Genomic DNA, 11,262 nt, shown 5'->3' on the forward strand with positions numbered 1-11,262 from the left:
CACCAGGGCCGCCCCCCAGCCGTTGCGCTTGCCCCTTGTTCAGTCTGGTTCACTGCCGAACCAGTCCGCCAGGCGCGCGCTGGCTTGCTCCTTGACCTCGGCGTTGATGTGGGCGGCCACGGCCACCACTGAACCGGCCAGCAGCCCAAGGTCATCCGCGTATCCGACTCCCGGGATCAGGTCGGGGATGATGTCCAACGGCAGCACGAAGTAACCCAGGGCAGCGTAGATGGTGGTCTTGGCCCAGATCGGGGTTTGCGGTCGTTGCGCGGCGTAGTAGAGCCAGAGGGTTTTCTGGATCAAGGTCCGGCCGATTCGCGAGGTATAGCGGCCGATCTTGCGCCAGAGGCACTGTTCAAGGGATTGGGTGGTCGACATGGCGTACTCCTGGGGGACACAGGTCCGGGCCATAGTCGCCGCCTGCGCGGTTGACCGGCAGAGGCCAATCTTTCCCTGGCCACTTGCGTCGTAGGAGCCGGCTTGCCGGCGAAGAGGCCGGGCCTGGCGCCGTGAAGCCTCTATCAGGTCAGCGGCGCTGGCGAGGACGCTGTCGCTGGCAAGCCAGCTTGCCAGGGGTGCGCTGCAGGCGGGGCGCTGTGCAGTTCAGGGTTGCCGGCGGGCTTCCAGGCGCTGGAACAGCAGCATGCCCACGAGCATGGCCAGGACAAACACCCAGGCTTGCCAGTGCCCGCCGGGCAGCAGCACCAGGGCCGGCCCGGGACAGATGCCGGCAATGCCCCAGCCGATGCCGAACAGCAGGCTACCGCCGATCAGGCGCCGGTCCATGCTGGTTTTGGCGGGGATCTGCATGGGTGCGCCCAGCAACGAGCGGGATTGGCCCATGGCCCAATGAAAGGGCCACCAGGCGATGCCGATGGCGCCGAGCATCACCAGGGCCAGGGACGGGTCCCACTGGCCTGCCAGGTCGAGAAAACCCAGGACCTTGGCCGGGTTGGCCATGCCCGCCAACAGCAGGCCGATACCGAACAGCAGGCCGGCGATAAATGCGCAGAGTTTTCTCATGCCGTCAGCCCCAGCAGATGCCGCAGCACCCAGACCGTGGCGAAGCCGGTGGCCATGAAGCACAGGGTGGCGATGAGCGAACGGGGTGACAGCCGGGAAATGCCGCAGACCCCGTGGCCGCTGGTGCAACCGGCGCCATAGCGGGTGCCGATGCCCACTAGCAGGCCGGCGCTGACCAGGCCAAGCAGGCCACTCTGGAACTCGACGCTTGGCAGGGCGGTGAACAGGCCCCAGAGCAGGGGCGCGAGCAGCAGGCCGATAATGAACAGGGACTTTTCCCCCCAGCCGTCCGTGCCGGGTTGTAGCAGACTGCCGAGCAAGCCGCTGATCCCGGCAATGCGTCCATTGGCCACGATCAGCAAGCTGGCCGCAAGCCCGATCAATCCGCCTCCGGCCAGGGCCGACCAGGGGGTGAAATGCAGATAATCCAGAAGCATATCCTGTTCCTTGTAGGAGCCGGCTTGCCGGCGAAGAGGCCGGTCGTGGCACCGCCATTTTTCCCTTGCAACGCCGGCGTCGGCGAGGGCGCCTTCGCTGGCAAGCCAGCTCCTACGGGTGGCGGTGCGTAGGTTGATGTAGGAGCCGGCTTGCCGGCGAAGGTGCCGGTCGTGGCACCACCATTTTTCCCTTGCAACGCCAGCGTCGGTGAGGGCGCCTTCGCTGGCAAGCCAGCTCCTACGGGTGGCGGTGCGTAGGTTGATGTAGGAGCCGGCTTGCCGGCGAAGGGGCCGGTCGTGGCACCACCATTTTTCCCTTGCAACGCCAGCGTCGGTGAGGGCGCCTTCGCTGGCAAGCCAGTTCCTACGGGTAGCGGTGCGTAGGTTGATGTAGGAGCCGGCTTGCCGGCGAAGGGGCCGGTTGTGGCGCCGCCATTTTTCCCTTGCAACGTTAGCGTCGGTGAGGGCGCCTTCGCTGGCAAGCCAGCTCCTACGGGTGATGGTGCGTAGGTTGATGTAGGAGCCGGCTTGCCGGCGAAGGCGTCAGTGGGCAATCAGCCCCAGGGCGCCACCGGCCAGCAGCAGCCCGGCCAATATGCCGGTGACGGCGAACAGTTGCTGCAGCCGTGGCCCGGCCAGGCGGCTGGCCACCTGGCGCCCCAGTACCAGGCCCAGCACCGCGCCCAGGGCAAAGGGCGCGCCCACGGCCCAGTGCATCACGCCGCTGACGCTGGCGGTGACCACGCTGCCCAGGGACACCAGGGCAATCACCGCCAGCGAGGTGGCGACGATGCTCTTGCTGTCCAGGTTGGTGTAGCGGCTCAGGGCCGGGATGATCACGAAACCGCCGCCCACCCCCAGCAGCCCGGAAAGCAGCCCCGAGAGCATCCCGGTCAAGGTCAGCGCCCGGGCGCAGGGCAGGGTCCAGCGCAGGCGGCCCTGGGCCGGGTTGAGCACGCAGGGCAGGAACGCCGGGCGCGGTGCGGCCTGGCCCTGTTTCAGTTCCAGGCTGGCTTTGCGCAGGATGCGCCCGCAGGCGTACAGCAGCACCAGGGAAAACAGCAGTGCCAGGGGCATGTTCGGCAGGCGGTGGGCCAGCCACAGGCCCAGCGGCGCCATGAGGATGCCGATCCCGGCGACGAACCCCGCCGCGCGGTAGCGCACAATGCCCTGGCGCAGCCCCAGTACCGCGCCGACGCTGGCGGCCAGGCCCACCGCCAGCAGGCCGATAGGGGCGGCCTCGACCATGCTCAGGCCGAGACCGAAGACCAGCAGCGGCACCGCGAGGATGCCGCCACCGGCCCCGGTCAGGGCCAGGATCGCGCCGATGATCGCCCCCAGCCCGGCGCCCAGCAGACTGTGTTCGCTCATGCTTTCGGGGTGTCCGTGGCCGGGTGCGGTTGGGCCAGCCATTCATGGCCCTTGAGCATGCCGCGCCAGTACAGCGGCGGCAGGATCCGCTCCTTCAACCACCAGGCGCGGCGGGTCGGTTGACGGCCGTCCAGCAGCCAGCGCGGGAAGCTCGGCGCCAGCTTGCCGCCGTAGGTGAACTCGGCAAGGACGATCTTGCCCCGCTCCACGGTCAGCGGGCAGGAGCCATAGCCGTCGTATTGCGCCAACTGGGTCAGGCGCTTGAGGGCCACCAGCACATTGTTGGCCACCACCGGCGCCTGCTTGCGCGCCGCCGCGGCGGTCTTGGCGTTGCTGGTGTTGGTGGCGTCCCCCAGGCCGTGGATGTTCACGTAGCGCGTGTGGCGCAGGCTGCCGGGGTCCACGTCGACCCAGCCGGCGGCATCCGCCAGGGGGCTTTCACGGATGAAGTCCGGAGCGCACTGGGGCGGTACCACGTGCAGCATGTCGAACGGCCGTTCCAGGGTTTCCTGAGTGCCGTCGGCCAGGGTACGAACGAAAGTCGCGCGCCGGGCCGGGCCGTCCACCGCTACCAGGTTGTGGCTGAAGGCAAGGTCGACTGCGTATTTCTTGATGTACTCCATCAGCGCCGGCACGTAGTCGGCGACGCCGAACAGCACGCCGCCGGCATTCAGGAAGCTTGGCTTGATCGCTCCCAGGCGGCCGTGGCGCAGCCAGTGGTCGCAGGACAGGTACAGGGCCTTCTGCGGCGCTCCGGCGCACTTGATCGGCATCGGTGGCTGGCTGAACAGTGCCTCGCCCTGTTGCAGTTGCTGCACCAGTTGCCAGGTGTAGGGCGCCAGGTCGAAGCGGTAGTTGGAGGTCACGCCGTTGATGCCCAGGGTGGCTGGCAGGCCGTCGATGGCCGCCCAGTCGAGCTTGAGCCCGGGACAGACGATCAACTGGTCGTAGGCCAGCACCCGGCCATCGGCCAGGACCAGGGCGTTGTTGTCCGGCTCGAAGCGGCTGACGGCGTTCTGGATCCACTTGACGCCCTTGGGCATCAGCGTGGCCATGTCGCGCACGGTGGATTGGGCGCTGAACACTCCGGCACCCACCAGGGTCCAGCCGGGTTGGTAGTAATGGGTCTTGGCCGGGTCGATGATCGCCACGTCGAGGTGGGGATCGCGGGACAGCAGGCTCGCGGCAACCGCGATGCCGGCGGCACCGCCGCCGACGATCAGCACCTGGTGGCTGCCGTCGACGGCGCGCAGGGCGGGGTTGATGGGACGCATGGCAAGGTCTCCGTGTGGAGTCATAGTTATAGGGTGTTGAGGGGAATCTTCAGGTAGCTGACGCCGTTGTCCTCGGGTTCGGGAAACTGCCCGCTGCGCATGTTGACCTGCACCGAAGGCAGGATCAGCACCGGCATGTCCAGGGTCGCGTCGCGGGCTTCGCGCATCTTCACGAAGCTGTCCTCGTCGACGCCCTGGTGGATATGGATGTTGTTGGCCCGTTGTTCGGCGACCGTGGTCATGTACTGCAGCTCGCGGCCGTTGGGCAGGTAGTCGTGGCACATGAACAGCCGGGTGCTGGGGGGCAGGGCGAGGATCTTGCCGATCGAGCGGTACAGGGTCCGCGCGTCGGCCCCGGGGAAGTCGCAGCGGGCGGTGCCGTAGTCGGGCATGAACAGGGTGTCGCCGACAAAGGCCAGGGTTTCGTCGCCGACCTGTACCAGGTAGGTCATGCAGGCCGGGGTATGCCCCGGGGTGTGCATGGCCCGCGCGGTGAGGCCGCCGATGGCGAATTCGGCGCCGTCTTCGAGCAGCACGTCGAACTGGCTGCCGTCCCGGGCAAAGGCCGGGGCTTCGTTGAACAGCGCGCCAAAGACCTTCTGCACCCGGGTGATCTGATTGCCGATGGCCACCTGGGCCCCGAGCTGCGCCTTGAGGTAGGCGGCGGCCGACAGGTGGTCGGCGTGCACATGGGTTTCCAGGATCCAGTCGACCCGGGCATCCAGTTCTTTCACCCGGGCGATCAGGCGGTCGGCGGACTCGGTGTGGGTGCGGCCGGATTTCGGGTCGTAGTCCAGCACGCTGTCGATCAATGCGCAGTGGCGGCTGGCCAGGTCCATCACCAGGTAGCTGATGGTCCAGGTATGGCTGTCGAAAAACGCTTCTACACGCAGCGTGTCGCTGATGATCATGGGGCACTCCAGGCAATGAAGGTGAGGGCAGTCTGCGCTGACGCTCGTTCCTTGAAGTGTCAATAAGCGTGCCAACCCGAAACGGCGTCGTTTGGCGTCTGTTCATTGGTTTAGACGGTTTTTCAGCCCCCTGGGGATGGGGTCTCGCCAGGACTGTCACCCGGGCCTGGCAGTTAGTTGGCAGTTGCTGGCAGAAAATGGCAGTGATGGCGCCCATGCTTTAAGCTGCCGCCTCTGCCCCGGAGTTGCCCATGTCCCTGATTGCCACCGACCTAGTCCCGCCACCGATGTCTGCCCTGGTGTCCTACCTCGAACACGACCCGCAGCCCACCATCGTGCTGGACACCGACTACAACATCATCGCCGCCAACACCGCCTACCAGCGCCAGTTCGGCGTGGCCGGCAAGCCCCACGTGGGCGCCAAGTGCTACCGGGTGTCCCACCAGTTCGCCGTGCCCTGCGACCAGGCCGGCGAGCACTGCCCGATGCGCAAGGCCCATGACAGCCGGGTGCCGGAGCGCATGTTGCACATCCACCACACGCCCCGGGGGCCGGAGCACGTGGACGTGGAGCTGCGGCCGATCATTGGCGAGCACGGCACGGTGGTGGCCTATGTCGAGCGCCTGAGTTCGGTGGCCGTGGCCTCGGTGCAGCCCCAGCAGAAGGGCCTGGTGGGGCGCTCGCCGGCGTTCAACGAAGCCTTGAGCGCCCTGCAGCGGGCAGCGCCGGCGCCGATCCCGGTATTGCTCCAGGGTGAATCCGGCACCGGCAAGGAGTTGTTCGCCCGCGCCCTGCACGACGGCAGCCCCCGGGCCAGCGGGCCGCTGGTGGTGGTGGATTGCACCGGGCTCACCGAAAGCCTGCTGGAAAGCGAACTGTTCGGTTATGAAAAGGGCGCCTTCACCGGCGCTTTGCAGCGCAAGATCGGCCTCGCCGAAGCGGCCCATGGCGGCACCCTGTTTCTCGACGAGATCGGCGAAGTACCCCTGGCCATGCAGGTCAAGCTGCTGCGCCTGATCGAGTCCGGCAGCTTTCGCCCGGTGGGCAGCCTGCGCACCGTGCACTCGGATTTCCGCCTGGTGGCGGCCACCCACAAGCCGCTCAAGGAAATGGTTGCCGCCGGCACCTTCCGCCAGGACCTGTATTACCGCATCAGCGCCTTCCCGATCCGCCTGCCGGCCTTGCGCGAACGCAGCGACGACTTGCCACTGTTGATCGACAGCTTGCTGCGCCGCCTCGATCCCGGGGTCGTGCCGCGAGTCGATCCCCAGGCCCTGGCCCAACTGAGCCTGTACACCTACCCGGGCAACATCCGCGAGCTGCGCAACATCCTCGAACGGGCGCGGCTGTTCAGCGACGACGGGATGATCCGCCTGGCGGACCTGCCGCCGGAGCTGCGTAGCACGCCGCCGCCAGCGCCGCCCGGCCGCCGCCGCGGTGGCAAGGACCTGGAGCAACTGGCCCATGCCCTGGAGGTGTTCGAGGGGCCCCGCAGTGAGCTGGCCAAGGCCCTGGGCCTGAGCGAGCGGACCCTGTACCGGCGGCTCAAGGCCCTGGGTCTCTGAGTGCCGGTGCTGATCAGGGGGCGGCGGTTTCGAGGAGCCTGCTTTGCAGCCGCGAGCGAAACGCGGCATCGACCCCCAGCCCCTCGCGCAGGTAGTTCTCCACCGAGCCGTAGTCTTCGCGCATGGCCATGAACGCCGCTTGCAGGTAGCGCGCCTCGACGCCGAGCAAGGGCTGCAGAAGGGCAGGATCGGTACGGCCTTTTGACGCCAGCCTGACGTGTTCGGCGATCCGGCGGTTTTTTTCCCGAGGTAGCGGTTGGACGCCAGATAGTCCTCCATCACCGTTGCTTCCGGCACCCCCAAGGCCAGCAACAGCATGGCCGAAGCGAAGCCGGTGCGATCCTTGCCCGCAGTGCAGTGGTAGAGAACCGGGGGGCCCTGGTCATTGAGCAGGCCATGCAGCCAGGCTCGAAAGAGTGGGCTCTGCTCGCGGACGAATTGGATGTTGGCCCTGACCAGCACATCCTCCAGGTGCAGCTCGGCGGTGTCGCCACTGTTGATGCGCCGAGGCAACATCGCGGATGTCGATGTTGCCGGCACTGATCGGCATCTCGATCCGCCGCTCCAGCAGATCTGGCGGCAGACGCTCGGGGGCGTCGGCGATTTCGCAGACCAGGGCGGCCAGCGGGGAACTGAACAGGAGCAGGGAACCGGCAATTGCGAGCAAGGCGGAGCGCGCGTAAGGCGTTGTTGTTTTTTTCATTGCTGCTTCTGAATGTCTGTTTTTGCGTCGAGCTACCTTAGAGTTGTGGAGCGGGGGAGAGGGGCTATCGGAAATGCAGCGGGGGCCGGGCATCGTCTATTCGGACTAGTCGCTGTGTTGCCGGCACTGCAGGTTCAGGCCGCTGGGGGCTGAACGCGCAGGGTTCTGGAGGGAGGGGCCGACGGAGCAGGCGCTGCCCCTGGGTGGGATCTCGAGCGTCAGGCCGGGCGTTCGCCGGTGCGCGGCAGGTCGCAGGCCATCACCCACATGCCGATCTGCTCCATGTCGGTGCTGAACGGCACTTCGCCGATCTGCCGCAGGCCGGCACTTTCATAAAAGCGCCGGGCACCGGTGTTGCTCTTGAGCACGTCCAGCCACAGGCACGACTCACCGGCGGCACTGGCCCGTTGCAGCACATGTTCCAGCAGGCGCCGGCCATACCCCTTGCCGGCCTGGGACTTAAGCAGGTAGATCTTCTGCAATTCGGCGCCGAGCCGGTCGCTACCCGGGGTCGGGCGGCCCCAGTTGAGCTTGGCGAAACCGATGGGCTGTTGCTGTTCGTCCAGGGCCAGCAGCCACAGGTGCAGGTGCCTGGCGGCCAGGGAGGCTTCGAGGGTCTGCGGGGCGAAGTCCTGGGCCAGAAACTGCTGCATGCCGTCGGCGGTCCAGATCGAGGAGAAGTGCTCGCGGTAGGTGGCACGCCCGATGGCCTGCAATGTATCGATGTCGCGGCCTTCGGCCTCACGAATGGTGATCATGCTTCGCTCCTTGAGGAGGGGCAGGTTCTGGCGTATCCGCCCGGGCCTGGCAGCTTAACCTCTGGGAAGAGGGGGCTCCAGTTCTCGCGATGCATGCTTCAGGGCACGATGGCGGTGTGCCGCGGTCGTAGTTTCAATCCCTTCTATCCGGTGCCCTGGCCGTTCGCGGCGGCGCCGGGTTTCCTCCGGAGATGCCATGAGCCAGGCCGTACTCGCCACTGAAACCAATCGCCGTCAATTGCAGCAGATCATCTCCGGGCTGTCCGACGGGGTGATCCTCATCGACCCCGACAAGACCCTGCTCTGGGCCAACGAGGCGGCACTGGCCATGCACGGGGTCAGCGAGGTCGGCGAGCTGGGCAGCAATGCTCGGCAATATGCGCGGCGCTATGCCCTGCGCTACCGCAACAACCATCCACTGACCCTGGACAGCTACCCCATCAGCCGGGTGGCCGCCGGCGAGACCTTCAGCGATGTGGTGGTGGAGGTGCAGGCCGAGATCGACGGTGAGCCCCGGCACTGGGTCCACCGGGTGCGCAGCATGATCCTCACCGATCGCAGCGGCGCCCCGGAGTCCCTGGTGCTGATTCTCAGCGATGCCACCGACTGGGCCAGCGCCGAGCAGCGCTTCGAGAAGACCTTCAACGCCAACCCGGCGCCGGCGGTGATCTGCCGCCTCAGCGACCTGCGCTACATCAAGGTCAACCAGGGGTTCCTGGAGATGACCGGCTACGCCCGGGACCAGGTGATCGGCCGTTCGGTGTACGAGCTGGATGTGCTGGAGGATGCCGAGCACAAGGACCTGGCCGTCGAACGCCTGGGGCAGGGCGCGACCATCCCGCAGATGCAGGCCGAACTGCGCCTGCCCGAGGGCGGCAGCAAGCTGGTGATCGTCGCCGGCCAGCCCCTGGACATCAACGATGAGGACTGCATGCTGTTTTCCTTCATGGACCTGGAGCCGCGGCGCAAGGCCGAGATTGCCCTGCGCCAGAGCGAGGAGCGTTTCGCCAAGTCGTTCCGTCTGACCCCGGTGCCGACCCTGGTGTGCAGTGCCGAGCAGCAGATCGTCGACGTCAACGAGGCCTTTCTCAACACCAGCGGCTACTGCAGCGAGGAGCTGCTGGGCAAGACCGTGGCGGCCACCGGGTTCATCTGCGAGGGGGTGGCGGCGCAACTCTTCGGCCAGTTGGAGAAGGCCGGCCGGATCGACGGCCTGGACCTCAAACTGTGCAAGAAGGGCGCGGAGCAGATCGACTGCGTGGCCTACGCCGACACCCTGAACATCCAGGACAGCCCCTGCTACCTGCTGGTGCTGATGGACATCAGCGAGCGCAAGCGTTCCGAACTGGAGCTGGTGGCGGCCATCGAAGAGGTGATGCGCGACGCGTCCTGGTTCAGCCAGACCCTGATCGAAAAACTCGCCAATGTGAAACGCCCCAAGGCCGCCGAGGCCCCGGGGTGTCGTCCGCCGACCTGAGCGCCCGTGAGCGCCAGGTGCTCGGGTTGATCTACCAGGGGCTGGCGGACAAGGAAATTGCCGCGCAGTTGAAGCTGGCGCCCAACACCGTGCGCAATCATGTCGCTACCCTGTATTCCAAGCTCGACGTGCACAGCCGTGGCGAGGCCATCGTCTGGGCCCGTGAGCGGGGCTTGTTTGTCGGCACTGGCGAGCGCTCGGCCGGTTGAACTGGTGCAAATGCACCAGTGCCGACAGTGCAAATGCGCCTGTTGCCGAGGCGTGGTTTTTTTTACGCTGTGATTCTGCGCAAGGCTCTGCAACGGGCTTGTGCGGTTGATAAACCACAGCAAAGGGAAGCCGGAATGGGTAATCAACAGATCAAGGGCAGCGTGGACAAGGCGGCGGGCAAGGCCCAGTCCGTGCTGGGCGAATGGCTCGACGATGACTCGATGCAGGCCCGGGGCAGGGCCCGCGAGGCCGCGGGCCAGTTGCAAGAGCACTATGCCCAGGCCCTGGACCAGGGCGCACGCTGGGTGCGGGAAAAACCCCTGCTGAGCCTGGCCGTGCTGGCCGCTGCCGGCCTGCTTGCGGGCCTGCTGCTGCGGCGTCGTTGAGATGCCGGCGGTGATCACCCAAGCGCAGTTGCGCAGCTACATCGAACAACGCCTGGCGCCGCTGGCCTGCAGCTTCAGCCAGGCTGGTGATGGGACCCTGACCCTGCGGGTGTTCGAGCCGCAAAGCGGTCGGGTCGACCTGGTGGTGACCGGCCTTGGGGTCAAGGCGCTGCAAAGCGAGGCCGATGTGCTGCGGATGATCGACGAGCTGCTCTACGAGCTGGACAGCAACTCCCTCGGGCAGGTCGACCTGGCGCCTTGATCGACCCGGGGCATGGCGCGCCGGTGAATGGCGGCGCCAGCCGCGCTGGACTATAAGCAAAGGGTTGCAGGCCGGGGTCCCGGCCGCTGCCGCCAGCCTTTGCAGGTGTCCGCGCATGCCTTCGTTCCGCTGTTTGCCCTTGCCCTTGCACAACCTTTCGATGATCCCGCCCACACCTGGGGCAGAAGGATGAACGCCCGGGCCCAGGGCGTGCCCCGGCGGTTGGAAAACATCGTCCTGGTGGCGGACCTGGCGGGCACCGCGGTGTTCGCCGTGGAGGGCGCCATCAGTGCCATGCGCGTCCAGCTCGACCTGCTGGGGGTGATGGTGATCGCCTTGATCGTCGCCCTGGGCGGCGGTGTGACCCGTGACCTGCTGATCGGCGCGACCCCGCCCAAGGCGGTGGCCGACTGGCGCTACCCGGCACTGGCACTGCTGATGGGCGGGCTGGCGTTTGTCGCCCGGGACTGGGTGCTGGGGCTGTCCGGGCCATGGCTGATCCTGCTGGATGCAGCGGGGCTCGGGCTGTTTGCCGTGGCAGGGACGCAAAAGGCGCAGAACTTCGGCATCTCGCCGTTTGTGTCGATGCTCATGGGCACCGTGACCGGGGTCGGCGGCGGGGTGCTGCGGGACATTGTCCTGGCGCGCATTCCCCTGGTGCTGCAGGTCGACCTGTACGCCAGCTCGGCGTTTTTCGGCGCAGCCACCCTGGTCATCGCCCGGCGCCTGGGCTTGCCGCCGCTGTGGTGTGCCTGGCTGGCGGGCCTGGGCTGCTTTGCCTTGCGCATGCTCTCGGTGCGTTACGGTTGGCAGTTGCCCAGGGCCTGATCCACCCGGGGCCGGCCTGGGCAGCCATCGAGCGGCAGGCAGCGCTGGCCAGGTCTC

13 protein-coding genes and 2 pseudogenes are annotated in these 11,262 nt (G+C 67.0%); 5 read left to right on the forward strand and 10 right to left on the reverse strand.

Going from position 1 to position 11,262, the window contains the following annotated elements; genetic code table 11:
* Positions 1–39: 39 nt before the first annotated feature.
* The 6 genes from ACZ5BO_RS15160 to ACZ5BO_RS15185 all read right to left on the reverse strand — a co-directional run bounded on the left by ACZ5BO_RS15160 (position 40) and on the right by ACZ5BO_RS15185 (position 5,016).
* Entirely contained in the window at positions 40–378 is a 339-nt protein-coding gene (locus tag ACZ5BO_RS15160) for a YkvA family protein (protein WP_464700757.1), read from the reverse strand.
* Positions 379–603: 225 nt separating this feature from the next.
* Complete coding sequence (locus ACZ5BO_RS15165; RefSeq protein ID WP_025128126.1) at positions 604–1,023, reverse strand: DUF6691 family protein; 420 nt, start codon at positions 1,021–1,023, stop codon at positions 604–606.
* Positions 1,020–1,460 carry a YeeE/YedE family protein gene (locus tag ACZ5BO_RS15170; RefSeq protein WP_025128127.1) on the reverse strand — a complete coding sequence of 147 codons (441 nt, stop codon included), beginning with the start codon at positions 1,458–1,460 and terminating at the stop codon, positions 1,020–1,022. The genes ACZ5BO_RS15165 and ACZ5BO_RS15170 overlap by 4 nt, the downstream gene beginning before the upstream one ends.
* 543 nt (positions 1,461–2,003) lie before the next feature.
* A complete protein-coding gene (locus ACZ5BO_RS15175; RefSeq protein ID WP_025128128.1) occupies positions 2,004–2,831 on the reverse strand; it encodes a sulfite exporter TauE/SafE family protein in 828 nt (275 codons plus the stop codon).
* Positions 2,828–4,105: an NAD(P)/FAD-dependent oxidoreductase gene (locus tag ACZ5BO_RS15180; RefSeq protein WP_464700760.1), complete on the reverse strand. Its 1,278-nt coding sequence runs from the start codon at positions 4,103–4,105 to the stop codon at positions 2,828–2,830. The genes ACZ5BO_RS15175 and ACZ5BO_RS15180 overlap by 4 nt, the downstream gene beginning before the upstream one ends.
* Positions 4,106–4,131: 26 nt before the next feature.
* Positions 4,132–5,016, reverse strand: a complete 885-nt coding sequence (locus tag ACZ5BO_RS15185; protein ID WP_025128130.1) for an MBL fold metallo-hydrolase — start codon at positions 5,014–5,016, stop codon at positions 4,132–4,134.
* 251 nt (positions 5,017–5,267) lie between these two features.
* Between ACZ5BO_RS15185 and ACZ5BO_RS15190 the strand changes: the two genes are divergently transcribed.
* On the forward strand, positions 5,268–6,581 hold the full coding sequence (locus ACZ5BO_RS15190; protein WP_025128131.1) for a sigma-54 interaction domain-containing protein: 1,314 nt from the start codon (positions 5,268–5,270) through the stop codon (positions 6,579–6,581).
* 13 nt (positions 6,582–6,594) lie between these two features.
* On the opposite strand, the gene ACZ5BO_RS15195 is transcribed toward ACZ5BO_RS15190, so the two are convergent.
* The 4 genes and pseudogenes from ACZ5BO_RS15195 to ACZ5BO_RS15210 form a co-directional block, all read right to left on the reverse strand.
* On the reverse strand, positions 6,595–6,939 hold the full coding sequence (locus tag ACZ5BO_RS15195; protein WP_464701278.1) for a tyrosine-protein phosphatase: 345 nt from the start codon (positions 6,937–6,939) through the stop codon (positions 6,595–6,597).
* Positions 6,867–7,043 (reverse strand): annotated as a pseudogene (locus ACZ5BO_RS15200) (tyrosine-protein phosphatase); the annotation flags it as partial. The gene ACZ5BO_RS15195 and the pseudogene ACZ5BO_RS15200, both read right to left, overlap by 73 nt.
* Entirely contained in the window at positions 6,964–7,284 is a 321-nt protein-coding gene (locus ACZ5BO_RS15205) for a hypothetical protein (RefSeq protein WP_464700763.1), read from the reverse strand. The pseudogene ACZ5BO_RS15200 and the gene ACZ5BO_RS15205, both read right to left, overlap by 80 nt.
* Positions 7,285–7,502: 218 nt before the next feature.
* A complete protein-coding gene (locus ACZ5BO_RS15210) occupies positions 7,503–8,042 on the reverse strand; it encodes an N-acetyltransferase family protein (protein WP_464700765.1) in 540 nt (179 codons plus the stop codon).
* A gap of 196 nt (positions 8,043–8,238) precedes the next feature.
* Here ACZ5BO_RS15210 and ACZ5BO_RS15215 point away from each other — a divergent pair.
* The 4 genes and pseudogenes from ACZ5BO_RS15215 (at position 8,239) to ACZ5BO_RS15230 (ending at position 11,205) form a co-directional block, all read left to right on the forward strand.
* Positions 8,239–9,728, forward strand: a pseudogene (locus ACZ5BO_RS15215) (PAS domain S-box protein).
* 135 nt (positions 9,729–9,863) lie between these two features.
* A complete protein-coding gene (locus ACZ5BO_RS15220; protein ID WP_025128134.1) occupies positions 9,864–10,115 on the forward strand; it encodes a CsbD family protein in 252 nt (83 codons plus the stop codon).
* Between the two features lies 1 nt (position 10,116).
* Entirely contained in the window at positions 10,117–10,377 is a 261-nt protein-coding gene (locus ACZ5BO_RS15225) for a DUF1652 domain-containing protein (protein WP_043274504.1), read from the forward strand.
* Positions 10,378–10,566: 189 nt separating this feature from the next.
* The gene (locus tag ACZ5BO_RS15230; protein ID WP_464700768.1) at positions 10,567–11,205 is read left to right on the forward strand and encodes a trimeric intracellular cation channel family protein; all 639 of its coding nucleotides are present in this window, start codon (positions 10,567–10,569) and stop codon (positions 11,203–11,205) included.
* Positions 11,206–11,262: the final 57 nt, after the last annotated feature.

Source organism: Pseudomonas sp. FFPRI_1 (genome assembly GCF_055384485.1).

Bases quoted from the DNA above. Each gene is read 5' to 3' on its own strand.
- ACZ5BO_RS15160 (WP_464700757.1), bottom strand. From the start codon at position 378: ATGTCGACCACCCAATCCCTTGAACAGTGCCTCTGGCGCAAGATCGGC.
- ACZ5BO_RS15165 (WP_025128126.1), bottom strand. From the start codon at position 1,023: ATGAGAAAACTCTGCGCATTTATCGCCGGCCTGCTGTTCGGTATCGGC.
- ACZ5BO_RS15170 (WP_025128127.1), bottom strand. From the start codon at position 1,460: ATGCTTCTGGATTATCTGCATTTCACCCCCTGGTCGGCCCTGGCCGGA.
- ACZ5BO_RS15175 (WP_025128128.1), bottom strand. From the start codon at position 2,831: ATGAGCGAACACAGTCTGCTGGGCGCCGGGCTGGGGGCGATCATCGGC.
- ACZ5BO_RS15180 (WP_464700760.1), bottom strand. From the start codon at position 4,105: ATGCGTCCCATCAACCCCGCCCTGCGCGCCGTCGACGGCAGCCACCAG.
- ACZ5BO_RS15185 (WP_025128130.1), bottom strand. From the start codon at position 5,016: ATGATCATCAGCGACACGCTGCGTGTAGAAGCGTTTTTCGACAGCCAT.
- ACZ5BO_RS15190 (WP_025128131.1), top strand. From the start codon at position 5,268: ATGTCCCTGATTGCCACCGACCTAGTCCCGCCACCGATGTCTGCCCTG.
- ACZ5BO_RS15205 (WP_464700763.1), bottom strand. From the start codon at position 7,284: ATGAAAAAAACAACAACGCCTTACGCGCGCTCCGCCTTGCTCGCAATT.
- ACZ5BO_RS15210 (WP_464700765.1), bottom strand. From the start codon at position 8,042: ATGATCACCATTCGTGAGGCCGAAGGCCGCGACATCGATACATTGCAG.
- ACZ5BO_RS15220 (WP_025128134.1), top strand. From the start codon at position 9,864: ATGGGTAATCAACAGATCAAGGGCAGCGTGGACAAGGCGGCGGGCAAG.
- ACZ5BO_RS15225 (WP_043274504.1), top strand. From the start codon at position 10,117: ATGCCGGCGGTGATCACCCAAGCGCAGTTGCGCAGCTACATCGAACAA.
- ACZ5BO_RS15230 (WP_464700768.1), top strand. From the start codon at position 10,567: ATGAACGCCCGGGCCCAGGGCGTGCCCCGGCGGTTGGAAAACATCGTC.